The following is a 26,132-nucleotide window of genomic DNA, read 5'->3' on the forward strand; positions in this document are numbered from 1 at the left end:
CTTGAAAAAGAATATTATTACAGCGTGAATATGGGCAGATACATCGCCGCCATCATAGACACGCTGAATAAGGGGAATTCTCTTACCGGAATTTCAAAACCGGCATTAAAGATAAAAAGCACTATTGAAAAGTATAATTCTAGAACCTGAAGTCCATATATCTGTCCATAACCTCGGCATATCTGCTCTTTGCGACCGGGATCATCTCTCCGCCGCGAAGAGTGATATCCGTTTTTGTGAGCTTATCTATTGCAGCCACGCTTACAGCCAGCGATTCGTGACATCTTACGAAATCACTTCCGGAATGATTTTCCTCCATATACTCCGCAAATCCGATTCTGAGCGTCGGAGTTGAAACCACATCCCCTGTACTCATATGATATGAAACCACATGGTTGCGATACTCGATATAGAGAATCTCATCCATTCTAAGCGTCTGAAGTCCGCCCTTAACCTTAATTGTTATGCACTTTTCTCCCGCCAAATCCACACGCGATATTGCAAGATCAAGCGTTGAAAAAAACTTCTCCTTTTCAATGGGCTTCAAAATATAGTTGATCGGATTTACATCGAAAGATTCGAGCGCAAAGGAGCTCTCGGATGTTGCAAATATTATCTGCGCCTCAGGCTGATTCCAGCGAAGTTCCCTCGCCGCCTGAATTCCCGTAACCATCGGCATAACAATGTCCAGAATATAAATATGAGGTCTGAACTGCTCGCACTCTTCTATAAGCGCATCGGGATGATCAAACACTCTGACATCCGCGCTCTGATTCTTCTTCTGTAAATATTCTTTCACCAGTCCATGGACTCTCTCACGATCCGTCTTGTCATCGTCGCAAATAGCAATCCTCAGTGAATTTCCTTCCTTTAATGTCTCCGTGTTTCCCATAACTTCTATCTCCCGATAAAATTTGAGTATTATTCCGAATCAACCCGTCATCAGGTTTTAATCAATTACTTTCTTTGGCCAGTTGCAAATTCCAACCTCCAGGGCCCGCTCTTCTTTCAGATGAAAATCCGCATATTTACAGTACCAACACCCCTTTATGCTGGGTATAGCATCTTCTCTGGGGGTATAAGCCGGGCACATATCATCCGGCCACACACTTCCTTCTCTCTTTGGTACATCATAAACATTAGACTTTTCATCCTTCATATATATTCACCTGCCTCAAAAACAAAATCGTTAATAAACTTCTAAGGCTAATCTATCATAAATAATTCCATTCATTATTCTTACACCGATTTAGTTCTGATTTACACGGATTGTTTCTTTTTCGATTATCTTTTCAATCCATTCCTTATCGATGATATTGTCATAAGCGCCCGCCACAGCAGACTCGTTGGCGAAGTTGTCGAACTCGGTCTGTTTTTGCTGCAAAATAACCATCATATCCTCATCGATGGTATCGGGACAAAGCAGCCGGTAAACCAGTACATTCCTGACCTGCCCCATTCGATAAACTCTCGACAGCGCCTGACTTTCAAGGGATGGCTTGATCTGTGGCTCGCAGAAAATTACGATGCTGGCAGCCTGGATATTCAGTCCGACACCTCCTGCAATTATCTGACATACAAGAACGCTTCCTCCGGGCGCCTGAGTGAACTCATCTATTATCTGCTGCCTCCTCTCAATCCCGGTATCGCCGCTTATTACGCCCACGCATTTACTTCCCATGAGCGCACTCACTTTTGCTATGGTCTCTCTGAAAAATGAATAGATTACAACTTTTCGTCCTTCATCGCAGGCTTCTTCCATAAGTTCCAGAAGTCTTCCGCATTTTGCAGACTTAGTCATATCCTCCTGAAGAAACGAAACTCTTCTCATATCAGAAAAGCTGCCGCTGATTACCGCACTGGCATAGGCTGCGCGGTCCTCCGGAGTAGGAACGCACCACTCCTCTTCCTCGTCGATAGGAGGGAGCTCTTTTAACACCTGATCCCTGGTTCTTCTGATATAAGCCGGCGCAAGGCTCTCCCTGAATTCCGGCAGATGCGTAATATGCGCAAGCGATCGTACTTCCTGTGTCATGTCCGGACGAACGAAATCTATCAGATTGCACATCTCCTCAACCCTGTTTTCAAGCGGCGTTCCCGTCATGAGAAGGATTCGCTCCGACTCATTATCAAGTCTTCTAATATACATCGTCCTCTTGGCGTCAGGATTTTTCATGTAGTGCGCTTCATCAATGACCAGCATGGAAAGCCCCATGTGGTTATCGATTTTGTCCACGATTTTTCCCATGGTCTCATAGTTGGTGATCGCCGCGCCGCCCTTTTCCTGCCACATGGAAAAGGCATCGTCAGCCATCTGGCCATGGATCACATAGGTACTGAGACTGCTGAATTTCTTAATCTCCCTCGCCCAGTTGATAAGAACACTCGCAGGGCAGACTATGAGAAAATAGCAGGTCTTCTGCTCTGTCTGCTGTATATGTGACATTGCCGCAATTGCCTGAATAGTCTTTCCTAGTCCCATCTCATCACCAAGAAGCACCTTCTTTTGATGAATAATGTATTTCACACCAAACACTTGATAAGGTCTGAGCGTCCCCAAAAAGCCGCTAAGATCAAGAACCGTACTGTCTATCTCCTCCGCGAGCTGCGCAGGAATACTGTCGTAGATGAAAGGTTTGTTGCCTGAAATGTTCCCGAGATTTTCAAGAACAGCATAGAAATCCGCACTGTTTCCGCGGAAGGCTTCGGTCGCCTCATAAGCTGAAGTATTCAATGCTCTCTGATAATCATCGATCACCGAAAGCATGCGCCTAAAGAAATCACTGTCACAAAACTCGTAGATATTATCCGCCATATCAGCGGTATTTTGTTTTGAAGCTTTTGATGAAAAAAACCAGCGAACGCCGTTTCTAATAATGCCGCTGTTTTCAATCCTCTGTGCATAAGCATTCAGATTTTCCGCAGCCGGCCTGTTATCTCTTCTTATCTTTTCGCACTTAATATATCCCGAAAGCGCCGTGATAAGTTCAAAATTGTACCCACCCTCAGCAGGATTTCCATCTGCTTCTAATCTGATGGAAACCCTTGAAGAGAGATTATTTGCAGCCTCAGTTATTATGTTCCTGATGGCTTCTATCTGTTTTTCTCCGATACCGTCAATCGCAGCAAGCTCATAATCCGTAGCATCCGCGATCTTCCCAAAGCTGGTAAAACCCGCATCCGCCAGTGGCTGAACACGAATCCCGGCCTTAGCATTTTTTAACTCCTCCGCAGAGATGTCATAGAGCGACTTCCGAGCTGAATCTGCCGCAATTTTATTGCACAGATACCTAATGTTGTCTTCCTGCGCACCTTTGTCATTATAGATACGCATGAAAACAGCATTTGTATCATGTATGGCCTTTATAAGATTATTTAAATCCTTGAAATTGGGTTTATTCATTTACTCTCCCAATATCTTTTTCTTCTGGGCCTCAAACTCCTCGGCAGTGATGACTCCGGATTCCATGAGTCCCTTGAGTTTCATGAGTTCATCCGCTACTACCGACAGCATCACTGCGCACAGTAGAACCAGCACCAAGTTTCCAATTTTCCTCATGACTATACCCTCTCTGACTTTTTTTCATAAAAACTATTTTTATTTTATCATAAACAAAGAAAACATCGCACAGCCAATTGACCGTGCGATGCCTAATTTAACTCATATTCTCATTCTGCGCTGCTAAAGAATTCATCGACCTCCCGCCTTGTTTCGGCGAGAGCCTTCTTCATACTTTCCGTCTCAGTTGGAAAATCGAACATCTGATAAAGGTACCCCTGCTCTTTCGCAAGCTCCCTGCTCTTTGGATAAACAAGCTCAAAGACCAGCGCTATGTGTCCGATCTGGTGCTCCGCATAGGTGTGGGTTATAGCTCTGCTTACCGCTATTTTTTCACGCACCTGCTCCATAACCTCCTCTGAGACCTCTGACTCCATAAGCTTCTTAGTAGTAGCGCTGTAGAGATCCTCCAGAGGCGTCTCGACATTTACCCTCAGGATATCGATCTTGTCCGCATCTCTTAAGATATTGCAGAAGGTCAGTGTTTTTCCGGTTACAGACTCATCAATCCTGTACTTGTTGTGCTGTCTGATCACGACATCCATCATATCGTAGAGAGAACTATCCTCAAGATATCCTCTGATGAGACCCTCCTCTCCAAAGAGAAGATCCGCTCCAAGCTCAGCGTGATCCACCGATCTGGCGTCGTTAAAAGTATTGTACCTTCTGACCTGTTCAAACCTTCCGACATCATGAATCATACCTGAAAGCCACGCAAATTCCACATCGTCTTCTGAAAGCCCCAGGGATTTTGCTATCTTTTCACAGTTATCCGCAACCCGGTAGGTGTGCGCAATCTTCAGCGCTATCTTCACATCCTCCGGATCGTAATTTCTTGTATAGGAAGCGAACTGCTCCCTTACATTTTTTCTATCTAAAATCATTTATGAGATCCGTCTCCTTCATCTTAATCATTTTTCCAAGTACCTATTATAACAAGAAAAACCGATATGTCATCCGATTGTATAAAACCCGAGATTAAATTTGTAATGTGTTTTTTGTGTTTTCCTCCAAAAACCGCACCGCTTAATGGATTAAGAAATTCCAAGTTCGATTAATTTTCATCAATTACAATCAGCACTTCTTATGCTATGATGTTTGCAAAGTTACAGCAACCCTCACAAGCAATAAAGGAGTCATCGGATGCCAGATTTAGCAACGTTTCCATCCAGAATTACTATTGACGGATTTGTTTATGACAAGCAGGGGTACAACGATATTGGCGGTGTTTTCTACAATTCCAAGGACAACCCATCCGATATCACAAGTAAGTTCATCAGCTTATATCCTGATGGCAAGCTCACCTACCTGTTCGACGGACTTGAGCTCATCTGGAACAAGGATTATCAGGTTATAGCACAATAAAAAACATCAAAAAATATACCGGTCATCTTCGCGCTGAAGATAGCCGGTATTTTTCTGCTTTTCATTAATATAGTACTACTCAGACCTTCTCACAAACAGGGCTCTGTAATCCCTGGGTGTCATCCCCTTCTCCTCGCGGAACACCCTGTTGAAACTGGGAATACTCTGGAATCCCGAGAGCATCGCTATCTCCGTCAGAGTTCTGCCCTCCTCCGTAAGGAGCTCTGATGCCTTCTCAAGCCTTATCATATTAAGCCACTTACTGTAATTCATCCCCGTAGCATTTTTGAATATCCTTGAAAAATAATCCTTACTGATGCCTGCCATCTCAGCCATACTTCCCTGGGACAAATCATCTGCGGTCAGATTATTCCTGATGTAATCGGTCACCATCATCATTCGCTGCATAACGTCATCAGCATAACCATAGGGCTCCTCGGAAAGCTCCGGCGCAAGCTCGTTTCTGTGCTCTAGGAGAGTCAGCATGAACTCCATGAGCAGCATGCAGCACCTGATCTCCTTCTCCTGATTATCCGAAAAAAAGATGTCCTTCATCTTCTCCGTAATAGCCTTCAGTTTTGCCGCAAGCTCAGGATGCGCTTCCACGCAGATAATATGGAGATTGCGATACATATGCATAATTCTCTGAAGATCGAAGAGCGAATTCATAAAGGAATTTGAAAACTGTATAACCAGCGCCTTCTCCCTGTCGGCATCGACGATAGCATGCATCTCCATCGGCCATACCAGCACGATATCGTCCGGGACAAGCTCATAAGTACTCTTGCCCACCTTATAAATATTAGTCTTCCCGGGACCTACTAGAAGAATCTCTCCATAAGAATGCCAGTGCATCTTGTAGCTTCTCTCCTTGAACCCCGTAGACATATTGAACGCACTCACATGATCAAAATCATAGGTTTCGTATTGACTGTAGTCCATTTCTTTGATGCCTTTCCTTCCGGTTATATGTAAAATCCGGACTGAAGATATTACGTATCAGTGTCCGGATTAACATGTATCATAATATGTTTAACATTGGTGAATTCCTGCTCCACACTGTTGTGGACCTTCTCGGCGATCTCGTGCGCCTCCACCAGCGGGATCTCTCCCTTAACTGCAATTTCCAGATCAATATAGATTCTGTTTCCAAACTGTCTCGTCTGAAGCAGATCCACATGCTCCACTCCAGGTTGCTGCTCTATGAAAAATCTTAGTTTCTGCTCCATCTCTTTTCCGCAGGAGGTATCCAGCATCTTATCAAGAGCATCCTTTGAAATATCATAAGCGACCTTCAGGATAAACAGACAGATAATCAGACTCGCAATAGGATCCATTATCGGGAATCCCAGTCTTGCAAGACCGATACCTATGAAGGAACCGATGGACGAAAGCGCATCCGAGCGGTGATGCCATGCATCCGCCTTGAAGGCATCCGAGTTCATCTTCTTCGCATAGTACATAGTATACCAGAACATCGCCTCCTTAACGACAATAGAAACTACCGCCGCGATAAGTGGCAAAAAAGTGGGAACCTCAAGTTCCTGCCTTAAAATAATTTTCTGAAGACCTGTGTATCCTATTCCCAGACCCGTTCCGGCAAGAATAACTCCAAGAATCATCGCAGCAACGCACTCCAGCCTCTCATGGCCGTAGGGATGCTCATCATCCTCCGGCTGCTTGGCCAGGAGTACTCCGATATATGCGACAATAGTAGCGAAAACATCTGACAGTGAATGTACCGCATCCGAAACCATCGCTCCGGAGTTACCCAGAATTCCGGCGACCAGTTTAAACCCGGCAAGCACTACATTACCTAAAATCCCAACTCGGGACAATTTTTTTATAATACTGGCTTCTTCCATGACACGCTTCTCCCCTCAGCTAGTCCTCATACCAGATTACCATTATTGTTCTCCTGTAACAACTCATCTACACGATTAAATATTATTTCCATATCCGTTGTGCCGTTAACACAGTACGCAGAACCCATGGTTATCTTTATATCCTTCTTCTCAATCATGCGTCTTGCACATTCAACATCATTTTCAAAATAGGACTCCTCTGTCTCAAAACCGAAGCAGACAAAAACATTGCCGTTAAGTCTGTAGACATTTGCTTCTCCGAAGATTTCCATAAGAGTTTTGGCAACGTCTATAACCATTCTGTCGCCGGCATCGTACCCCTTTTCTCTGTTTATATCTTCAAGTCCAAGAATTTCAGCACGCATATAACCAAAGGCCGCCGACATATCCAGTCCGCTCTCCATGAACTTTCTGTACGCCATATGGTTTCTCGCACCCGACAGAGCATCATTATAATTATAATAGAACAGTCTCTTCTGCTCTTCTCTCTGCAGAATCAGCTGCGCAAGGAAATAGGATATGAGATTGATAATCTCGGCGATATCCACAAGCTTTTCTCTGGGCGCTCCGCTCACTCCGCAAAGTCCCGTGAGTTTACCGTTTATCTGCAGCGCACCTATAACCAGATTTTCAACCTTATAGTTTTTCAGGAGATCGTAAAAGTACGGATCAGACGCTTTTACCTGCTGTATATCACTTACAATGAGCCTTCGCCCGCTCTCCACATAGGTGTCATAGAATTTATCCAGAAAGCCGTCATAAGGCAAATAGATAAGCTCTATTGATTCAGGCTTAAGTCCCTCTCTGCACCATTCATAGCTGCCGCGGAATTTTCCGGTCTTCTGATCTTCAAAAATGAAAATTCTGTTTGCTTCAAGCTCTTTTCCCATGAAATCGAGCATTGCCTTTATGTTATTCTCGGGAGAATCCGAAGACAGAGCGTACTGAAGAGCATGGTTAATGAAGCGCTCCCTCTGAATCTGTGCATGATCCTTCGTCCACCATTTGAGAAACCTGAACATCATATAGGCGATCAGAATGACCATTCCTGCCCTGGTATAAAGCCCCTGCACATCCGTCTGAATCTGAGCGGTATAATCTCTCACAAGATCCACAAGACCGCAGACAAGCAGCAGGATGAGCACAAAATATATATCCCTGATTTTGACGACAATTCCTTTAATTCTGCAATAATTCGCATTGTCAATGGCTATGATAACCATGATTCCCATTATCAGAATAAAGTATGGAATCAGGAAAAGTGAAAAAGAATAGGCCATATCCAGATTAAAAAGATACCTGGCGCTTATAATACTCAGCTCAAATATCATTGAAAGCCAGAAGCTTAGATGATGATAAATCGAACTCTTTTTTACCGTGGTTGAATTAAAGAAAGTAACCAGGGGATACCCCACCCAAAAAGGCAGAGTCTTACTCATATCGCGCCACGCATAAATCGCCCCCGTCAGAAGCTGCATGATATTCGTATCGATGAAAAGCCAGGTTCCCGCTATAAGCGAAGTCGTTCCAAGAGCAAGTATATTGAAGGGAAGTGTACTCTTATCAATGACCGAAAAGTACACAAGTATCTGTATCAATCCAAAGAGGATCATAAGTACACACAAAAGGCATGGCACCAGCATACGATGAAACATCAGGCGCATATAATCCGACGGCGGACATATGTATACATTCATAATTCTGCCGGTCTTTTGTCCTTCGTAGCAGCACGAACTCACAATCTTTATGGTTTTCCTCACGTTCAGCGAACCCAGTCCCACTTCATGAAAAACAATACCGGTACTTGTACCTGTCAGGTTGGAAGTACTGGTGAATTTATATATCTCCACGTTATCCAGGAAAACCGACAGATTGGTATTCTGGGATTCAAAGCAAAGAGAATCCTTCTCGGTAAGTCTTGAGGGAAGCCCTTTTTCGAAAATAACTTCTCCGCCGTGTTCACCTGCCATAACAGACTGAATATGAGCAATCTTTTGTCCGCCCATTCTCCAGTTTTCCGAAAAATTAATCGGCTGCTCCGTATAACCAGAAGTAAAAATATCGGATCTTATGGGCACCATAACAAAGATCAGCATCATTATGAAACCGAATAGGAGCCAGTATACACTTTTTATGATATCTTTATCCTTTTTCATCAAATATCCTTCATTTCATCGATGCTCTTAAGTAACTTAATATAATCTCTGTAATCCGTAAGAAGCCTTCCGTTATTCTGTTTTATAAAATCAACATCTCCCGCTTTCGCAGCATTTTCAAGCTCAAGTGCAAGCTCTCCAAGCTTCTTAGCGCCTACGGTTCTGGCAGAATTTTTCAGGTTATTGACGTTAATAATATAATTGTCATAATCCTTAGCCAGATAGCATTTCTCAAGCTCAGAGGCTTTCTTGTCGATCCCTTCATAGAACATCTTAAGCACTGCAAGGAAGGTTGCCTTGGACCCGGCAGCTTCCAGCGCCTTCTCATATTCCAGTCCGGGTACATGCTCATACCACTTCTCGTCAACACTTTTTTCTTTTTCATCACCGATTGATTCATCATTCACATACGAAACTTCACTGTCATCGACAACATCCCCCGAGAGCATCATGCTAAGATCATAAGGCGCCTCACCTCTTTCCAGGTAAGACAAACCGATTGCTCCCATGCCGCAGTTCAGCGTCATAACTGAGCATACCTTCTGGAAAATGATATGCTCAAAATGAATTCTCTTGTGGATTCTCTGCCTTATTAACTCCTTCTCATCTTCCGTGAGATTTATATACTCTACAAAAATCAGATCGGTATCGGGATTCTCAAACCTGTTCAGAACATGATCTATGTATTTGATATAACAGCTCTCTTTTTCACCCATGAAAAGCCGCCAAATGGTTACCCTGTTATCCCTGATGCGGATTACGGGCTTCAAATTGAAGGTACTCATGACACCATAAAGATTTCTGCCGATTATGCCTCTCTTCACCATGAATCCGGCATCGGTGGTAATAAAGGTACAACTGATGTTATCTCTTGCTTTTTTAAGTTCCTCCAGGATTTTATCGGTTGGTCTTCCCTGCATAGCCCTTCTCTGAGCCAGAAGCACCAGCAATCCGAGAGCACATGAGTTATTTCCGGAGTTAAAAATGATAACATTTTCATACGCTCTTGCCGCAGTTTTGGCATTTCTGTATTCATCGCTAAAGCCCGGAGCAAGCGTCAGATATATGATCTGATGTGCTTTTTTCATAACGCGTCCGAAGAAGCTCTCAAATTCCTCCACCGACGGCGGCGAAGAGTTGAATTCCACATCCTCCTGCATATAGTGAACAAGATCGTCGGTACTTGCTTCTACCCGGTCACGGTAACTCTTTCCGTCCGCAATAATAGAGAACGGAATTATATCCAGATTTTTTTCATTTATAAACTTCGCCGGAAGGTCGCACATAGAGCTTGTGCAAATTGCAACCGGCAGTTTTTTACTATAACCGCTTGTAGTATTCATCCGTGCTCCGGTACTGCTGCTGCCCTCGGTTCTGTTTATCTTAATCTCGGGAAGATGCCTAAGAAGCATATCCTCAAGCTGCTGGCCGGTCACCGGTTTTACCAGATAATCATCGAAACCACTTCGATCATACAGTTCTCTGTTCTCACTGTCCGCATTTGCCGTAAGAACAATAACAGGAACGTTGCGATTCAGTCCGCTATCCTGATTTCTTATAAGCTGGAGACATTCAATACCGTCCATCTCAGGCATAAGATGATCCATGAGTATCAGATCATACTTGTAATTCAGAGTCATTGACAGAGCTTCCTGTCCGCTTATTGCAGTATGTATAGTGATCTGCGTATCGGTAAGAAGCTTCTTTTCCACCTCCAGGTTCATCTCATTGTCATCAACAATAAGGATTGCCGCTTCGGATGCTGTAAAGTCGGGAACATATTTCTCTGCCTTCTGCCTGTTCACAAACTTCACGATATTTATATCGCCGATGGCATCTTTTCTTGCCACCTGCTGCCACAGAGCAACCATGAAAGTCGACCCTTGCGTATAGACGCTGTTGACGGTTATCCTACCGCCCATCAGCTCTACCAGCTGCTTAACGATTGAAAGGCCAAGTCCGGTACCCTCTATCTTGCTGTTTTTCTCCTCATCAATTCTGTGGAAGGCATCAAAAAGATAGGGTATTTCATCCTGCTTAATACCCATTCCGGTATCAGTCACAGAGAACACAAGAAGTATCTGATTATCCCTTACTTCCTCCTTCTCCACCGTAAGTGTCACGGATCCCTGCTTTGTATATTTAACTGCATTGTTCAGGATATTTATGAGTATCTGTTTGATACGCATCTCATCGCCGAAGTATTCCGCAGGAATCGAAGGATCAACCTGGACCTTGAGTTCAAGCCCCTTTTCCTCCGCACGCATCCATATCATTCCCACGATTTCCGACAGCATCGTTTCCATACTGTAGTTGACGGGAACTATGTCCATCTTTCCGGCTTCTATCTTTGAAAAATCCAGAATATCATTCACAAGAGCCAGCAGCATTCTGCCCGCCCCCTGGATATTCTCGGCATCCTTTATTATCTCGGAGGAAGCATCCTCCTGACGAAGGATTATCTCGTTAAGACCAAGGATTGAGTTGATGGGTGTTCTGATCTCATGACTCATGCTTGAGAAAAAGCGGTTCTGCGCGCGGTTTAATTCCTCAACCTTCTTGGTCTCATCACGCGCCTTATTGTTTTCCTCCATAAGAAGCCATTCTTCGAACCACACCATGGCACAGCAGATAAGCCCCACCAATATCAGCGATATCAGAGAATCAATGTAAAACATACGCTCATTATGTTTGCCGACAAGTTCAGGGCGAAAATATCCGTTCAGGTAGAAAAGACAGGTCTCAATAGTCAAAATTGCGACCATCAGCGGCCTCCATTTTCCGCTGATTACAAGACCGGTGTACAGGTAAGCAAAGACTATCCACTGCACGCCGCCTCCCGTAACTCCGCCTCCAAAGAAAAACAGGATAGGAAGGAGTATCAGAACAAGTCCCACGACAATAATTCTTGTTGCTGTTTTTATCTTTTTCAGTTTTACTGACGAAAATGTGATGACAGGAATCAATACCGCTACTATGGCTACGGTAATAGTCTCAATAATATTCTCATTAAAAACTATATCCCCTATAAGTCCCAGGATAATGAAGAACTCCGTAACAATGGTAAGGAGCACAAAAACCCTCTCTCTGAAGCCGAGCTCAGGGCTCTTTAAAAGACGTATCAATCGGTTAAGGAAGCGTAATCTCATCTTGCACCTCCTTTACCCTGAAGAGTCCCGCTTTTCAAAAGGTTGTTCATAACACGCTCAAACGTATTAAGATTTATCGGTTTGCTTATGAAGCCGTCAAAGCCTTCCTGCAGGAACATCTCTCTCGCACCACTGATAGCGTTTGCCGTAAGCGCGATAACACATACATTCTTGCCATTTTGTACAGCAATCCTTCTAAGCTGCTTCATCGCTTCGATTCCATCCATCTCAGGCATCATGTGATCCATGAATATGATGTCATAGAAAGACTGCGAATACATGGTAAGAGCTTCTGCTCCGCTGTGCGCAACTTCAATATCAAGCTTGTATTCCTTGAAAAGTCCGCTGGCAACAACCAGGTTCATAGGTTCGTCATCAACTATAAGCGCGCGAAGCCCGTCAAGCTTAGGTCTTCCCTCTTCAGGAAGAAGCTTGGAAGAATAGGCCTCCCCGTTTAGTACACGAAGCATCTGATATCCGCTGGCGGGTTTTTCTGCCCAGATTATCTCACTGTCATCAGGGCGCTCAAAATCGTAGCGTTTTGAAACCGCAACAGTGATGTTTTCATGCGCAATTTTCTCAAAGTATTCAGGATCAAGGACATATTCCTCATACCCTATGAAAACATGAGTGATTTTTCCTTTGTCGATGAGTTTCTTTGCTTCGGCGAGGTTCGGAACCGCATAAAGATTAAGCCGCAGACCCGTGGCAAAATTGGTTCCGAGCGACTTGTAGAACTCATTGACAGCCTGATATTTATATTTATTGGGAATCAGATAGAAAACAATATTGATAAATCTCTTATCCGCAACACTCATGCAGGGCGAAGGATCGAGGACCTCCTGCGCTATACTGACACGCACCGTGGTTCCCTTTTTCCTCTGACTTTCAATGGTGACGAACCCCTTCATAAGGCGCGTAAAACCAAACACTATGGAAAGCCCCAGTCCAATACCGCCAACTTTCCTGTTGCGGCTCTGGTTCACCTGATAGCGGCCTCTGGTTATCCTCTCAATATCCTTCTCATCCATGCCTATGCCAGTGTCGGATACTTCGATTATGAGATTAACTCCGTATTCTTTTTTTATTCCTGTGATTTTGAGATATACTCCGCCCGCAGCCGTGAACTTAAAGGCATTATCAAGAAGATGATCGATTATTTTTCGAATTTTTACAGAATCGCCCCGAAGGAGCGTTGGCATATTGGGATCAAGATCAATAATAAATTCGATATTATCGTTCTTTGCAAGAATATTATAATTGGCAACTATATCATTCAAGAGAGACGCCAGGGCATACCTGTCCTCTTCGAGCCTGGAATCCCCTCTTTGTATCTCACTGTAATCCTGGATGTCCTCGATCTGCAGTGAAAGGCGCACACCTGCATCCCTGATGATAAGGACATCCTCACTCCTCGTCTTTTTAAGCATCAGACTTGTTATACCGTTTATAACATTTACAGGGGTTCTCAGTTCGTGTGATATGTTTACAAGGAAATCCTCGAGGCCTATACTCTCGGTCTCATCATTGTTGTTCTTACGAATAAGCTCATCCTCAACAAAGCGCTCATACTTAAGGATAGCTCTTAGAGCTCTGTAACAGCATACCTCTAACAGCGACTGGAGAAGGATTTTGTGAAATTCGAGAGAACTGAACGCAGCGGCTCCGGAGGCCACTGTCCATATTATCTGCATGAAAATGATAGCAAAGAACTCAACCAGTAAGAAAACCAGGTATTCTTCGCGCTTTAACAAAGTTGCTGTAATCATCACCAGAACCGAGAAGGCAATCACATCATAGAGGCTGCTCCTGTGCGCGCCATGATAAAAAATCACCAGCATGCAATATATCAGGAAAATATTTTCCCGAATCCTGGGCTCCAAATGGCTTCTGACATGTATTGCCCAGCAGGCAATAATCCCGACAATAATAAGGGGTGGCATCCAAAACTCCCATCCCTGCAGAATACTCTCCATTAAAGCACCGATACTTACGACGGTGATAATGATGATCACGACATTATGCTTTTTTGAAACCCGCTCATTATCTCCCACTCTGCTATCTCCGCATAAGAAACTGTGCAAAATCCCACAATTAATTATATAAGTCGAATAAATAGCAAACAATCTCATTTGATTACCACAATATTAAGTTTTTGGAAAAAAACATTAAACTCTTTAAGACAAAAAAATCCCCGAAGCATTACGATCAGAAACGACCGGAGACTTCGGGGAAAAAGTGGGTACTATTCAGTTTTTACTTGATCTCATTGGTTGTGCCGTCTTTCTTCACAACCATAAGCTTGCAGCCAAGACCGAATGCTGCAACACTGCCGGCGATAAGAGCCCAGGGAGCTGCTGCCAGTCCGAGGATACCGCCGATGATTCCTACGTTTACGGGAACGCTAAGGACAATCTCGTCATCCTTCTTAACCTGGATTCTGTCAACATTGCCTTCCTCAACGGTCTTCTTAAGCTTATCCATGAGGTTCTTAACATCCTCACCGATGTCCTTTGTCTGAGGCTGGATGAGCTTTACAGCTTCGTCCACATTGCCTTCTGTCTTCTCAAGAGCTTCCTTAGCTGTCTTGTATTCAACTCCTGTAAGATCCATTACCTTTTCAATTGCTTCGAGTGTTATGTTCATGTGTTACTCCTTTCTGCACTACTCTAACAAAACTTAATATATTTGCATCTATGATTATCGGTAGATTTCTTCCTTAACTCCGTCGTTAATTCTGAAACCGACCGGTTCTGCATTGACATAGGTCTTCTCTTCAATGTTCTTGTTTTCAAAATTTATATGACCGTCTTCAATGTAATCAGGAGCATCGCTCATTATGAAAGCAAGTATGATATAAACTGCAATGCTGGTTCCCCAGGCAAATGCGAGAACGCCCCAGATAAGTCTTACTATAAAAGGATCAATTCCAAAGTACTCTGCAAGGCCGCCGCATACGCCACAGATCTTACGATTGTTACTCTTATATAATCTCTTTCCACCCATGATTTTCAACCTTTCTCCTGATTACGAATCAGAAACCAAACTGTTCATTTGTTTATATAACGAATATAATCCACAAATGTCTTCAGATAAATTCAAAATAATGCAAAAAATTATTTCATATTTTTCCTTTTTGGAGTTTTTTGTGTGTGAAAAGGGATTTTTCTTCCTGATTATTTTCTTCCGCGCTTCTTATAATCCCTGTCTATCTCTTCATTCCAACCGCTCTGAGCAAGGCAGCATTCCATATCGCAGTCATCCTCTGCCATCATAACCGCGCTTACAGCCTTGGATACTCCGGCAAATACTGTCGCTGTACCCATCTCGTCGCATACATAATTGGCGGTCCTGTCTCTCCTGATTCCAAAGCGGTCAGCCTCCGCATAAGCATCGATATTTGCTCCGATGAAAATGAACTCCCAGCCATATTTCTCCTGCTCCTGCTTAATCATCTTCTTAACCTTGCTGTAGGAGTACTTTCTGCTGGCATTCTCCATTCCGTCTGTTGTAATTATGAAAATAGTCTTTTCGGGTCTGTCCTCTTTTCTCGCATACTTATGAATGGTTGCTATGTGATGAATCGCTCCGCCCACTGCATCGAGAAGAGCTGTGCATCCGCGAACGTAGTACTGCTTCTCGGTCATCTTCTTTATGTGGTCGATCGGAATTCTGTCATGAAGGACCTCGCACTCATCATCAAAAAGTACTGTAGAAACCAGCGCCTTCTCTCCGGTCTTCTTCTGCTTATCCATCATGGAATTGAACCCGCCTATTGTATCTGCCTCAAGCCCTGACATCGATCCGCTTCTATCCAAGATATAAACTATTTCTGTTAATCCTTTACTCATAATCTTTACCTCCGTTTGTATTACTGGTTTTCTGTTCTTGTAACCACATAATACCTTCGGACAAAAAAAAAATGGTCAACCCGAAGGCGACCATGAAAAAATTCCGCGCATCCAAGGGGCCTGCCCACCGGGTGCGCGGAATTTTGTCTTCGATCAGGAGAGCGGATCGAGGCCGTACTCGTAGAGGACTATGTCGATTCGCATTACGTTGTATTCTTGTTTGCGGATGAAGTACTCCACCACTGCGTCTGTCTGTGATATCGGAGACATCGCGTAGCCGGCGAGTCGAAGGAAATCCACGGTCTCGTCCATGTTGAGATGAAGACCGACCGCAAGTGCTAGCATCTTCTCCTTGGAGGGATTTACCTTGTCCTTAAGAAGCTTTGAAAAATACTGCTTGGACATGTTGGCCGCAGCGTAGACTTCCGAATTCTTGAGGCCCTTCTTATTTATCAGCTGCTGGAGGTGCTCCCCGAAGGAATCCTTGTACATACTCTTTAAAGTATCCTCCAGACTCATCATCGGCATAGCAGCTTCGCTAGACATCTGCATCGCCTGCGCCGCAGGTGCAGACAGCTTTGATGCTCCAGCCATATCGGATTTCTTGAAGATGCTGCCGAGTTTCTTAATAGGATTAATATTATCGTCTTTTTTCGGTAATTCCTCTTTGATTATAATTTCATCGATTGACTCTTCATCGGAATCATCTATATAGAGGTCTTCATCAGATTCCTCCTCGGAAAAATCTTCATCCGCGAAAGAACTACCCTGTGTATAGATTGCCTCAATTTTCCAGTCGCGGGCATACTCATCGCTCTCGGCTTCCTCCACATATCTGTCGCTTATAAAGCTGTCGACATCCTCAAATAGCTCTCCCGAGATTCGATACGCCTCTTCCCCGAAAACCACGAGAGTTATTTCCATCTCATGTTCTTCCAGGAAATCCTTGAACGCATCGGTAGCAATTTTAATCCCAAGTTCCTTAGGAAATCTGTAGGACCCCGTAGCAAGAAGCGGATATGCTATAGAGTTGCAGCCTCTCTCAGCCGCCTCAAGAAGTGACTTATCATAGCACTTTCTTAAAAGCTCCGGTTCTCCCTCATCTCCGCCTTCCCACCAGGGACTGCTGACATGAATGATGTACTTCGCATTAAGATTGAAAGCAGGCGTCACTCCCACTTCACCGGGCTCCAGGACTCCGATTTTCTCCCTCTCCGCAAGAAGCGCATCCCTGCCTGCTGCCTCATAAATCGCATAGTCAACGCCATCTCCGATTGCAACGTCAGGATTTGCGGTGTTCACTATCGCATCTGCTTTTATCTTAGTTATATCATCACGAATTATCTTAAAAGGCATATCCCCTCCTATGCTCCTTAAGCTAAATTATTCAGGATTTTCCCAACCTCTTCATCGCCGGTCAGGTCATAGACCATCCTATAACAGTCGATCGCCTGCTCTTCTCTTCCTGCGCCCATCGCCTCTTCGGCCGCTTTATATAAAAGCGCAAGCGTAATGGGATTCGCCTCCGTCGGGATATTGTTGTCCTTCAAAAGCTGCTGAATCTCCTCAAGACTCTTATCCCCTACCGGCTTTCCTACAGCTTTCTCAAGAAATGCTATCTCCGCATCGGCTTGTTCCGTCTTATCAAAATAGTTGCTGTAAAGGTAGCAGGCAGCCGAGACGTCCGGCAAGTATTTTTCAAGATAATACCAGCCAAGGTTCCTGTAATAAGCCGCCAGCTCTGCCCTCGTGCAGCAGAAATTGTAGGAATCCGTCGTGTACGAATACTCGCCCTCGGTATCTCCAAGCTGCTTGCAGCACTGAATTATCCACAAAATTGCTTCCATATCCACCGGGTTTTCAAAGTGCGCCAGAACCCACTCCTGCTGCGCCTTCTTATAATCACCTTCCTGCGCAAGCTCTCTGGCCCGCTCCTTGTGCGGCGCCGCCGTATCCTCCGCGGCGAGCTCATATTCGTTATCCCCGAGGACATAATATTCATATAGAAAAACTTCTGAAATATGCGTTAGACTAACAATATTTTTGCCCATACCTTTTTCCGTTCCTTTTTTTCATAAATTAAGAATATCACAAAAAATGCAAAGCATACCTGCCAAGTTAATGGTATTATGTTATATGAATTGTATGTTATTAAATCACAGGAGAATTTATGGCAACCTATACTGTCTCAGACCTTCACGGACAATATCACATTTTTCAAAAGCTTCTGGAAAAGATCCGGTTTTCAGAGGATGACTTCATGTACGTGCTTGGCGATGCCATAGACAGAGGCCCCGACGGAATTAAGCTGCTGCAGACCATCAAGGATGCGCCGAATATGGAACTTCTTATCGGCAACCATGAATTCATGATGCTGAACGCAGTCGCCCCCGATGGCTCTACTGACAATTTTCCGGGAAAAGATGCCGCCTTATGGTTATTCTCAAATGGCGGAGAAATTACTTTTGAGCAATATAAAGGATTGCCGACAGAAGAACGGCAATCCCTTCTCGAATGGCTAAACAGCCGTGTTCTCACAACTTTAGTTGAGGTCAGCGACAAGACCTTTTGCCTGACTCACTCCTATTACAATGTGGGATATATTGATGTTCCTTTTAGGGAAATCGATTACCCCGTAGTGTGGAACATTGTCTGGATGACACCTTACCGCCCGGACATTTTCGTTCCCGTCTCCAACTATACAGAAAACGACTGGCAGTTCATCATCGGTCACGTTCCGGTTCAGCGAATTGCAGGTATAGGCTCCGGCTTTAGCGCTCACCACGAAAAAAATATCACCCTGATTGATGGCGGCTGCGCCTACAGAGGCCACAGTCTCCTTGCCGACAACGAGTGCGGAGTCATCTGCCTAAAGCTCGACGACATGAGCGAGACCGCACTCACCTTTGCGGAGTGTGAGTAATAATCTTAATGTAAGATATTGCGGCGGCTTTTATTCATAGAATTCAAGCCGTCTCCTTATCCAAAAAGGAATTTTTCATATTCCTTAACAGCCTGCTCATCATTAAGCTTTTTGAATATTTCCAGCTCCTCTTCATCGGACATACCCTCTCTCACATAGACATTGAGATTCAATGTGTTACCAGATCGTTCGACAACTCTTCGAGTTCTTCCCATATCTCCCAATCTTCTTCGTTATATTTGTAATCATTGAACCCGAATCTCCCCGAACCATTTTCAAGGCATTCATTAACCTTGGAATATGTATTTGCAAGTATGTCAATAAACGTTGTAAGCTCAGGCTCGTATTTTATGGAAAATCGGTTGCTAATACCAAATTATATAGCAATTGTTTAGTGAATGTGAACCAAAAACAAGCCCTTTACCCGCCATTGTGGTAAAGAGCTTGCTTTATATTTGATATCTCTTGATATCTCCCCCTCAAATAGAACCGCAGGACATGAGCCTTCGCTCCGGTAAAACCTCGCTGCCTTTGCTGCTCCTGTCTTATGTTCTGATCACATTCTACTCCGGGAAATATCACACAATTATCACACAATATATGTCCGCATTTTCGCCCTGATTTTATCCATGGATCTGTGTTTTCTAATCTTCTTTAAAAAACACAGATTCATTTTGGCTGAGCATCTGTGTTTTGAGAAATTATTCAATTTACACAGATGGATATTATACCTTCCGTCTGTGTTTTTCCTATCTTCTTCAAAAACACAGACACAATCCGGTTGGGCATCTGTGTTTTGGACAATTATTCAATTTCCACAGATAAATACAAAACTCTCCATCTGTGTTTTTCTATTTCTTTTCATAAACACAGATTCGGTCTGGCTAGGCATCTGTGTTTTCAACAACTTTACGATTTTCACAGATGAATACCTCGTACTTCATCTGTGTTCTTACTACTATTCTCAAAAGCACAGATTCAACCTTAAATGCCATCTGTGTTTTCTTCCATTATTCATTTTTCACAGAAAAATCGAAAGCGCAAGTAGATGAATTCGTAGGCCAAGCTAATCATCACCGTAATCATCACTCCCAGCATCTATGCCTGTTACCAATCCCATCGCCTATGCCCACTACCAAATACTTCAAACCCTCACTCTCTCCTCGGCTCCATTAACTAATACCACGATCTCACCTTCAGGGAAAGGTGCGCCGTCGCGTCTTGTTATATCCCACGAGGTAACCTTCATGTTCTTCCAGGTCATTGACAGCATTAGGCCGCCCCTTAAGCAGACTCCGCTGACACTTCCCTCAGAGAATGCCTTGGGCAGCGCAGGGAGAAGTTTCACATAGCCATTACCTGACCTCACATAGTCATCGCCTGACTTTACATAGCCATCACCTGACTGCACAAGCATCTCCAGCATCGCAGCTGACGCGCCAAGATTACCGTCTATCTGGAACACAGCTCCCGCTCCCAACGGATGATTGTCCATCATATTATCAAAAGTGCTCCTACTAAGAAGGGCCTCCAGATTCTGGTATACCTTCTCTCCCTCCAGGAAGTGCGTCCACAAACCTATAATCCATGCTCTCGACCAGCCGGTGTGACCACCGCCATTCGCAAGCCTTCTCTCAAGAGTAACTCTCGCAGCCTTCATAAGTTCGGGTGTCTTCTCATAGGAAATCGTGGTTCCGGGATATACCCCATAGAGATGGGAGATATGCCTGTGTCCGGGCTCCTGCTCATCGTAATCCTCCATCCACTCCTGGATCTGTCCGTGCTTTCCGATCTTGATCGGAGGCAGCTTCTTAAGGATAACCCTCGCCCTATCAGCAACCCCACTAAAATCTATAGCTTCACAGCTATCGAGTGCTCCAGAATCAGCCGCTTCACCATTACCAGCCGTCTTAGAATCAGCCTCTTCACCTGAGCCATCAATCTCAGAACCTACTCCCAGCACCTCACAGGACTTCAGGAAATTCCCAAGAAGCTCCATCAGAATCTCAATATCCATTGTCGCGCCTTCGCAGAGGCACCCTCTCGTTCCATCCTTCATAATATAGACATTTTCAGGTGAAACCGAAGGCGACGTCACAAGCTCGCCCTTCTCATTTTCAATCAAAAAGTCATCGAAGAACCTCACGCACTCCGCCATGATGTCCAGGTTTTCACCAAGGAACTCCTTATCCCCCGTAAAAACATAGTGCTCCCAGATATGAGTTGAGAGCCACGCAAGTCCCATAACCCAGAAACTTGCCGGGATATAGTGATCCTGCGGCGCCGTATCTGCAAAAATATCGGTATTGTGGTGCGCAACCGAGCCGCTGCAGTCATACATTTCTCTCGCAGTTTTCCTGCCGTTCTCACAAACTCTCCTAAGGAGCCCAAAATACGGCAAATGGCACTTCGACAGATTTCCGCTCTCAGCGAGCCAGTAATTCATTTCTGTATTGATATTGATCGTGAATTTGCTGTCCCAGGGCGGAGTAAGGCTCGCATTCCATATCCCCTGCAGATTCGCAGGAAGGCAGTCTCCCCTGCTTGATGAAAAAAGCAAATACCTACCGTACTGGAAATACAGCGCAAACAAATCCGGATCCTTCTTACCGCTTCGAAGAGCGGCAATTCTTTTATCAGTTGGATTTGAGCGCTTATCCTTCGCCTTTTCCGAGCCAAGCTCCAGGGAAAGCCCAAGGAAATTCTCCCTGTAATCCGCAACATGAGCAGCCCTAAGTTCATCCCAGCTCTTCCCACTAACAAGCTCTAAGTTCTTCTCCCCGGCAGAGAGCCAGTCCTCGTTATAGAATCCGGTTTGAATATCTATAAGCAGATCCGCCTCGGCAGCGTCTTTTACAACAAGATGCTCACCTATGGTATCCACGGATCCGCCGGTCACTCTGGCCTTAAGCCGCACAGCAAAAGGGATTCCGGTGCCTGTAACCACCTCGAATCCTATCTCATCCCCGTTTCCCCAGACTCTGTCCAGCCTGTGGTTACACCTGTCGAGCCTGCAGGTAAAACTGAGCTTTCCCTCATCGGCTTCAAGATGATAGCACATGATCTTATCAGGGAAAGACGCTATGAACTGCCTGGTAAACTTAGCGCCGTTCTCACCAAAAACTGATGCGCCACTCTCGTAGGAAACCGATGCGATGCCGGTTTCAAGATTAAGCTCTCGCCTGAAATTTTTATAATCAGAACTCTTCTCGAAATTAATTATGACCTCACCCGCGGGCTCATAGGAACGCTCCGAATTGGGCGTACCTGAAAGCGCCATAAGAGATAACTTCTCCGCTTCTGGAATCCTGCCCTCTCTGATAAGCTTCCTGATTTCTCCCAGATACTTCAAAGCATCCTTGTTGATTCTGTTTGCAGGGCCGCCGCTCCAGATACTGTCCTCGTTCAGGTGAATTATCTCCTGCTCTGCGCCGCCTCTAATCATCGCCCCCATTCTTCCATTTCCCACAGGGAGGGCTTCTTCCCACTTAGTTGCGGGCTGTTCATACCATAAACTCATCTTTTCATTCATAAGCTCTTCTCTTCCGCAGTCATATTTTAAGGAAAAATTTTCCATTCAATAAAAAGAAATCCCACTAACATACCCTTAGATTATATCAATGGGAATGTTAATGGGATAGCTGTTTTTCAATATAAAATTATCTGTTTTCAACCTTCTTGCTGATCTGCTTAACTGTGTAATTCCAAAGATCAACCGTCGGATTCGGAACATAGTGAACACCGTTATTGTCCCTTGCTCTTATGTGATTCTTGGTATATGAATACAAATCAATGGTCTTCACATGATTCTTTTTTGCCCATCTTGTCAGCTCTTTATTGTAGCTTTGCATAATGCCGTTGTTGTAATAAAGGATATCGCCGATATCTCCGAGCTTTCGATCATCCGAGTAGCCAATCGTACACAGAACAAGATTCACACCCTTTTTCTTGTTCAGCTTTTTGTAATATGAAGAGTACTTCTTGAAATTACCGCGATCATTCGCGCCCATCCAGGATACGACCAAATCGTAATCGCTCAGATTCACCTTCTTTAAAGTGTTCTTCATATAGCCGAAGCTCGCACCGTCTTTGGCATATACAGTGATGTTGTTGTGCACCTCACCCTTGATCTCATGCCTCTTGGCACTGAACATATCTACTGTTCTCGAATCACCTATGAAAAGTACCTTTACATTACTATCTATACTCGCGCTGATATGCTTCTTTTTTGAAGCAGCCTTAGCCGTAATCGAGAAATCTGCTCCCGCCGATGCAGCAAACCCAAACGCCATAACCAAAAACAGCATAGCTGCAATATATCTTTTGAATTTGAAAAATCTGTATTCCTTCATAACTTTTTTCCTCCCGCTGTAAATCCAGCAATTTCATTTTTGATCTTCTGCTTTATATACAGACGGGGATGGGAAAATGTTGCAGGGAAAATAAAATTCCCGGATACCTTGATTGATATAATCTCTTGTATCCGGGAATCACTTATTTTGTGACTTATTTGATTTTAATATTCTTAGTCTTACTGATAAAGCATAATCACATTTTATATCCACAATCCGCTTTTTCCGGCCCATCAACGCCTGACTCATAATGTGCCCTGAATTCCATGTTTATCTCACGGATTTCTTTTACTCCATCGATATATGGCTGGTACATCTCTATGAGCCCGGCGCTGCAGCCATCGCAGGAACCATTCACGTTGCCGATAGACTCGGCAACGATCCGCTCCCTTTCTTCCCTTGTTGTATCCTTAATTAAAATTGAACTCATTTCTCTGCTCCGTTTAGTTTGAAGAAGATGACGCTGCTGCTGATGACGATGCAATCATTATCGCAACAAGCATTGCTGTCTGTTCTGCGATTATCATTGAAATCGCGCCGCTTGTTACCGAAGCATCTGTAACAGTGCTCTTCTCAGAATATGCACCGGACACCACCATGGCACCAAGCATAAGCTTCGTCTGCTTGTTCATATCGAGCATGCCAAAACCCTTTTTGCCGTCAAAGAATTTCGCAGCTTCCGCCACCTCAGATACCAGTTCACCGGTACTTAAGTTTATGTTGATCAAAGTTCCCAGGGATGCAAGCTCATATTCTTTTCCATACTTTAAACCTGCTGCCTTAAAGGCATTATAAATTTCAAGGACCTTGTCCCTCTTATCCTCGTAGCTGCCATCAAAAATCGTGAGCACCTGAGTAAGTGAATATGCGGCATTATCATGAAAAGAGAAGCTCTTCTTTATATATCCGAAAGCCTCCTCAAGTTCCGTAAGAATTTCTTCCACGCTCTTTTCTGTCATGGCGAGAAGCACTGCAAAACTTGTATCTTCATCAGTAGCAATGAAAGGATGCTTTTTCCTCATGCCCTCCAAAAGGTTATTTGTTTTTTCAATAATGGCATCTGCCTCTGAGAACTTGCCTGCATCACAGATCGACATAGCGGCAAGTACCCTGAATGTTGATCCAAAACATTTCCCCTTCTGGAACTTTTTATATATTTCGATCACCTCATCAATGTATTTCTCGGGATCGCTGCCAAGAGCCATTTTTGTTGATACGATAAGCTCATTATTCCCGCGGAAACTTGATAGCGCACCCTGTTTATCCCTCAAAAGGCTTCTGCACTCCTTCAGATAATCCACGTCCACCGTCTTTTCCTTTTCAGCAAAAGCCGCTGCGGCAACAGCCTTCAACAGACTGTTCTCAAGCATAAATCCCTCTTGAATAAGATTCCTGTTTTCAACCAGTAACTCACATCTTTTCTGAACTATATTTTTCATCCTGTCTCCTCCGTTTCTGTCTCGTTCAATGTGTTTGGTTTATTATACTTAATTTAGCTTCTTTGTGAATACATCAAGCGTAAGCGTATTCGCTTCGCTGGGCTTATCCTTGGGGTCTATGAAAATAGCAGTTGCAAAAAACTCTTCTATCCCCAATATACCCTTCAGCTTTGAAAAAGCCTTTTCAGCGCCGGCGCCGCTCTGACATGCGAAGGCAGAGATTCTTTTACCCTTAAGGAGTTGCCCGTTTTCACTGACAAACGTCCTAATAGGAGGTGTGATGTTGCCTGCCCATACAGGAAATCCGATGATAATCTCTTCATAATCATCTGCGACTTCATAAGGTTCAAGTTCCGGCTTCTCAGCCATAACAGCAGATTTTCCTCCCCAGAAAAACTTGGCGAATCCGCTCGTGTGATAGCTCTTTTTAGGAATGAGTTTCAAAGTCTCTGCTCCAATGTTCTCTGCGAGCTTCTCTGCAATATATTCCGTGTTTCCTTCAAGTGAATAATAAACAATAAGTCTTTTCATACATCCTCCCTCCTACTTTTTCCGTGTTATTAAAATCTTCTTCCATCTATTACTTCAGTAACCCTTTGATCAGTTCGCCATTGACGACCGGCTTATCAGTAAGCACCCGCGGAATAGCCAGCGCGATCGCAACATGAATCCGCGTCTTGCCGCACCTAATCTTATCAATCCCGGTTATCGCAGCGCTCACTTCTATCTCCGGATCCTCAAGCAACGGCAGTATAACATAGTATAACGCATCCTCATCAAAAGAGACATTCCCAAGAATCCTTCCCGAAACCATCTCCTCCGCCACAGCCCTGTCTTCCCTTAGATAGATGTTAAGCGGTGTGTCTGTATTGACTGCGGCTGCTCAGCTATTAGAAGCTTCGTCACTAATAAAACCTGTGAACTGAAAGACTTCATTTTCGCCATCATCACGAAGCTTATTGCCGATTTTCCTCGCAGCATCTGCAGGAAGCACGTATTCCTGCATCATAAGATGAAATATGTTTTTCACCCTTTCCGGATCAGGCATAACCTGATATTCTGTCATGACTTCCTTGCAGGATTCCAGAACACTTTTTGAAAACAGCGAAAACTCCTCCATATCCGGATCCCATATAAACCTGCCCCTTGCCATCTTGGACAGCGGCAGCGCCTCATCGTATATCCTGAACTGTACATAAATATTCCGCTCAGAGAACGCCTTGCTGTTCTCAAAAGCGTCCCAGGAAAACTCATATTTTTCAATAAAGGTTTCGCCCTCGGATTCCCTGATCTTCCTATAAGCCTCTATGACCTGCCGTATCTTCTCATCATCCTCCGGATTTCTCTCTTTACCGGGAGCAGAATCCGGGTGATATAAAAACAGCAGCCTTTTGTATTTTGCCTTTATCTCACTGTCATCATCAGTTTTTGATGCTCCAAGAATCTTGTACGCTTCTTTCAGAGTCATATACG

The 26,132-nt window shown here is 44.2% G+C and carries 25 protein-coding genes; 2 read left to right on the forward strand and 23 right to left on the reverse strand.

The window, feature by feature from the left end:
- Window positions 1-139: 139 nt before the first annotated feature.
- The 5 genes from G630_RS0110935 to G630_RS0110955 form a co-directional block, all read right to left on the reverse strand.
- Window positions 140-892, reverse strand: coding sequence for a LytR/AlgR family response regulator transcription factor (locus G630_RS0110935; RefSeq protein ID WP_044959130.1), 753 nt, complete (start codon window positions 890-892; stop codon window positions 140-142).
- 57 nt (window positions 893-949) lie between these two features.
- The gene (locus G630_RS0110940; protein ID WP_026498584.1) at window positions 950-1,159 is read right to left on the reverse strand and encodes a hypothetical protein; all 210 of its coding nucleotides are present in this window, start codon (window positions 1,157-1,159) and stop codon (window positions 950-952) included.
- A 90-nt stretch (window positions 1,160-1,249) separates the two neighbouring features.
- The gene (locus tag G630_RS21540; RefSeq protein ID WP_049946174.1) at window positions 1,250-3,403 is read right to left on the reverse strand and encodes a DEAD/DEAH box helicase; all 2,154 of its coding nucleotides are present in this window, start codon (window positions 3,401-3,403) and stop codon (window positions 1,250-1,252) included.
- Complete coding sequence (locus G630_RS24220; RefSeq protein WP_081667878.1) at window positions 3,404-3,559, reverse strand: SHOCT domain-containing protein; 156 nt, start codon at window positions 3,557-3,559, stop codon at window positions 3,404-3,406.
- Between the two features lie 110 nt (window positions 3,560-3,669).
- Window positions 3,670-4,443, reverse strand: a complete 774-nt coding sequence (locus tag G630_RS0110955; RefSeq protein WP_026498585.1) for an HD domain-containing protein — start codon at window positions 4,441-4,443, stop codon at window positions 3,670-3,672.
- Window positions 4,444-4,702: 259 nt separating this feature from the next.
- Between G630_RS0110955 and G630_RS0110960 the strand changes: the two genes are divergently transcribed.
- Window positions 4,703-4,924 carry a hypothetical protein gene (locus tag G630_RS0110960; protein WP_022763274.1) on the forward strand — a complete coding sequence of 74 codons (222 nt, stop codon included), beginning with the start codon at window positions 4,703-4,705 and terminating at the stop codon, window positions 4,922-4,924.
- A 75-nt stretch (window positions 4,925-4,999) separates the two neighbouring features.
- Here the strand turns inward: G630_RS0110960 and G630_RS0110965 are convergent, their stop codons facing one another.
- The 10 genes from G630_RS0110965 to G630_RS0111010 all read right to left on the reverse strand — a co-directional run bounded on the left by G630_RS0110965 (window position 5,000) and on the right by G630_RS0111010 (window position 17,996).
- Window positions 5,000-5,866 (reverse strand): helix-turn-helix domain-containing protein, encoded by an 867-nt coding sequence (locus G630_RS0110965; protein ID WP_022763273.1) that lies wholly within the window; start codon window positions 5,864-5,866, stop codon window positions 5,000-5,002.
- 50 nt (window positions 5,867-5,916) lie between these two features.
- Window positions 5,917-6,789, reverse strand: coding sequence for a cation diffusion facilitator family transporter (locus tag G630_RS0110970; protein WP_026498586.1), 873 nt, complete (start codon window positions 6,787-6,789; stop codon window positions 5,917-5,919).
- A gap of 26 nt (window positions 6,790-6,815) precedes the next feature.
- On the reverse strand, window positions 6,816-8,945 hold the full coding sequence (locus tag G630_RS0110975) for a sensor domain-containing diguanylate cyclase (protein WP_026498587.1): 2,130 nt from the start codon (window positions 8,943-8,945) through the stop codon (window positions 6,816-6,818).
- A complete protein-coding gene (locus tag G630_RS21545) occupies window positions 8,945-12,094 on the reverse strand; it encodes a DegV family protein (protein ID WP_049946175.1) in 3,150 nt (1,049 codons plus the stop codon). The genes G630_RS0110975 and G630_RS21545 overlap by 1 nt, the downstream gene beginning before the upstream one ends.
- On the reverse strand, window positions 12,091-14,148 hold the full coding sequence (locus G630_RS0110985) for a response regulator (RefSeq protein WP_026498588.1): 2,058 nt from the start codon (window positions 14,146-14,148) through the stop codon (window positions 12,091-12,093). Before G630_RS0110985 ends, G630_RS21545 begins: the two co-directional genes overlap by 4 nt.
- 202 nt (window positions 14,149-14,350) lie before the next feature.
- Window positions 14,351-14,740 (reverse strand): DUF4342 domain-containing protein, encoded by a 390-nt coding sequence (locus tag G630_RS21550; protein WP_022763268.1) that lies wholly within the window; start codon window positions 14,738-14,740, stop codon window positions 14,351-14,353.
- 54 nt (window positions 14,741-14,794) lie between these two features.
- Window positions 14,795-15,100 carry a PspC domain-containing protein gene (locus tag G630_RS25950; protein WP_081646804.1) on the reverse strand — a complete coding sequence of 102 codons (306 nt, stop codon included), beginning with the start codon at window positions 15,098-15,100 and terminating at the stop codon, window positions 14,795-14,797.
- Between the two features lie 170 nt (window positions 15,101-15,270).
- A complete protein-coding gene (locus G630_RS0111000; protein WP_026498589.1) occupies window positions 15,271-15,945 on the reverse strand; it encodes a vWA domain-containing protein in 675 nt (224 codons plus the stop codon).
- Window positions 15,946-16,098: 153 nt separating this feature from the next.
- Complete coding sequence (locus tag G630_RS0111005; RefSeq protein ID WP_022763266.1) at window positions 16,099-17,301, reverse strand: macro domain-containing protein; 1,203 nt, start codon at window positions 17,299-17,301, stop codon at window positions 16,099-16,101.
- 17 nt (window positions 17,302-17,318) lie between these two features.
- On the reverse strand, window positions 17,319-17,996 hold the full coding sequence (locus G630_RS0111010; RefSeq protein ID WP_022763265.1) for a hypothetical protein: 678 nt from the start codon (window positions 17,994-17,996) through the stop codon (window positions 17,319-17,321).
- Between the two features lie 119 nt (window positions 17,997-18,115).
- Between G630_RS0111010 and G630_RS0111015 the strand changes: the two genes are divergently transcribed.
- A complete protein-coding gene (locus tag G630_RS0111015; protein WP_022763264.1) occupies window positions 18,116-18,868 on the forward strand; it encodes a metallophosphoesterase in 753 nt (250 codons plus the stop codon).
- Between the two features lie 56 nt (window positions 18,869-18,924).
- On the opposite strand, the gene G630_RS24660 is transcribed toward G630_RS0111015, so the two are convergent.
- From G630_RS24660 to G630_RS0111060, 8 genes are all read right to left on the reverse strand, one after another.
- Window positions 18,925-19,083 (reverse strand): hypothetical protein, encoded by a 159-nt coding sequence (locus tag G630_RS24660; protein WP_155829357.1) that lies wholly within the window; start codon window positions 19,081-19,083, stop codon window positions 18,925-18,927.
- Window positions 19,084-20,012: 929 nt separating this feature from the next.
- Window positions 20,013-22,400: a glycoside hydrolase family 95 protein gene (locus tag G630_RS21560; protein WP_196805781.1), complete on the reverse strand. Its 2,388-nt coding sequence runs from the start codon at window positions 22,398-22,400 to the stop codon at window positions 20,013-20,015.
- 127 nt (window positions 22,401-22,527) lie between these two features.
- Entirely contained in the window at window positions 22,528-23,220 is a 693-nt protein-coding gene (locus G630_RS0111035) for an SGNH/GDSL hydrolase family protein (protein ID WP_026498590.1), read from the reverse strand.
- Window positions 23,221-23,416: 196 nt separating this feature from the next.
- Window positions 23,417-23,650 (reverse strand): hypothetical protein, encoded by a 234-nt coding sequence (locus tag G630_RS0111040; RefSeq protein ID WP_022762790.1) that lies wholly within the window; start codon window positions 23,648-23,650, stop codon window positions 23,417-23,419.
- A 13-nt stretch (window positions 23,651-23,663) separates the two neighbouring features.
- A complete protein-coding gene (locus tag G630_RS0111045; protein ID WP_026498591.1) occupies window positions 23,664-24,659 on the reverse strand; it encodes a DUF4003 family protein in 996 nt (331 codons plus the stop codon).
- A gap of 48 nt (window positions 24,660-24,707) precedes the next feature.
- Entirely contained in the window at window positions 24,708-25,190 is a 483-nt protein-coding gene (locus G630_RS0111050) for a flavodoxin family protein (RefSeq protein WP_022762792.1), read from the reverse strand.
- A gap of 49 nt (window positions 25,191-25,239) precedes the next feature.
- Window positions 25,240-25,485, reverse strand: a complete 246-nt coding sequence (locus tag G630_RS0111055) for a hypothetical protein (protein WP_155831970.1) — start codon at window positions 25,483-25,485, stop codon at window positions 25,240-25,242.
- A gap of 57 nt (window positions 25,486-25,542) precedes the next feature.
- Window positions 25,543-26,127: a J domain-containing protein gene (locus tag G630_RS0111060; protein WP_026498593.1), complete on the reverse strand. Its 585-nt coding sequence runs from the start codon at window positions 26,125-26,127 to the stop codon at window positions 25,543-25,545.
- Between the last annotated feature and the right edge of the window lie 5 nt (window positions 26,128-26,132).

Source organism: Butyrivibrio sp. WCD2001 (genome assembly GCF_000424485.1).
In the GTDB taxonomy this organism is placed as follows: domain Bacteria; phylum Bacillota; class Clostridia; order Lachnospirales; family Lachnospiraceae; genus Butyrivibrio.

Excerpts from the sequence above, each read along its gene's own strand:
- G630_RS0110935 (WP_044959130.1), bottom strand. The coding sequence starts at position 892 with ATGGGAAACACGGAGACATTAAAGGAAGGAAATTCACTGAGGATTGCT.
- G630_RS0110940 (WP_026498584.1), bottom strand. The coding sequence starts at position 1,159 with ATGAAGGATGAAAAGTCTAATGTTTATGATGTACCAAAGAGAGAAGGA.
- G630_RS21540 (WP_049946174.1), bottom strand. The coding sequence starts at position 3,403 with ATGAATAAACCCAATTTCAAGGATTTAAATAATCTTATAAAGGCCATA.
- G630_RS24220 (WP_081667878.1), bottom strand. The coding sequence starts at position 3,559 with ATGAGGAAAATTGGAAACTTGGTGCTGGTTCTACTGTGCGCAGTGATG.
- G630_RS0110955 (WP_026498585.1), bottom strand. The coding sequence starts at position 4,443 with ATGATTTTAGATAGAAAAAATGTAAGGGAGCAGTTCGCTTCCTATACA.
- G630_RS0110960 (WP_022763274.1), top strand. The coding sequence starts at position 4,703 with ATGCCAGATTTAGCAACGTTTCCATCCAGAATTACTATTGACGGATTT.
- G630_RS0110965 (WP_022763273.1), bottom strand. The coding sequence starts at position 5,866 with ATGGACTACAGTCAATACGAAACCTATGATTTTGATCATGTGAGTGCG.
- G630_RS0110970 (WP_026498586.1), bottom strand. The coding sequence starts at position 6,789 with ATGGAAGAAGCCAGTATTATAAAAAAATTGTCCCGAGTTGGGATTTTA.
- G630_RS0110975 (WP_026498587.1), bottom strand. The coding sequence starts at position 8,945 with ATGAAAAAGGATAAAGATATCATAAAAAGTGTATACTGGCTCCTATTC.
- G630_RS21545 (WP_049946175.1), bottom strand. The coding sequence starts at position 12,094 with ATGAGATTACGCTTCCTTAACCGATTGATACGTCTTTTAAAGAGCCCT.
- G630_RS21550 (WP_022763268.1), bottom strand. The coding sequence starts at position 14,740 with ATGAACATAACACTCGAAGCAATTGAAAAGGTAATGGATCTTACAGGA.
- G630_RS25950 (WP_081646804.1), bottom strand. The coding sequence starts at position 15,100 with ATGGGTGGAAAGAGATTATATAAGAGTAACAATCGTAAGATCTGTGGC.
- G630_RS0111000 (WP_026498589.1), bottom strand. The coding sequence starts at position 15,945 with ATGAGTAAAGGATTAACAGAAATAGTTTATATCTTGGATAGAAGCGGA.
- G630_RS0111005 (WP_022763266.1), bottom strand. The coding sequence starts at position 17,301 with ATGCCTTTTAAGATAATTCGTGATGATATAACTAAGATAAAAGCAGAT.
- G630_RS0111010 (WP_022763265.1), bottom strand. The coding sequence starts at position 17,996 with ATGGGCAAAAATATTGTTAGTCTAACGCATATTTCAGAAGTTTTTCTA.
- G630_RS0111015 (WP_022763264.1), top strand. The coding sequence starts at position 18,116 with ATGGCAACCTATACTGTCTCAGACCTTCACGGACAATATCACATTTTT.
- G630_RS24660 (WP_155829357.1), bottom strand. The coding sequence starts at position 19,083 with ATGGGAAGAACTCGAAGAGTTGTCGAACGATCTGGTAACACATTGAAT.
- G630_RS21560 (WP_196805781.1), bottom strand. The coding sequence starts at position 22,400 with ATGAATGAAAAGATGAGTTTATGGTATGAACAGCCCGCAACTAAGTGG.
- G630_RS0111035 (WP_026498590.1), bottom strand. The coding sequence starts at position 23,220 with ATGAAGGAATACAGATTTTTCAAATTCAAAAGATATATTGCAGCTATG.
- G630_RS0111040 (WP_022762790.1), bottom strand. The coding sequence starts at position 23,650 with ATGAGTTCAATTTTAATTAAGGATACAACAAGGGAAGAAAGGGAGCGG.
- G630_RS0111045 (WP_026498591.1), bottom strand. The coding sequence starts at position 24,659 with ATGAAAAATATAGTTCAGAAAAGATGTGAGTTACTGGTTGAAAACAGG.
- G630_RS0111050 (WP_022762792.1), bottom strand. The coding sequence starts at position 25,190 with ATGAAAAGACTTATTGTTTATTATTCACTTGAAGGAAACACGGAATAT.
- G630_RS0111060 (WP_026498593.1), bottom strand. The coding sequence starts at position 26,127 with ATGACTCTGAAAGAAGCGTACAAGATTCTTGGAGCATCAAAAACTGAT.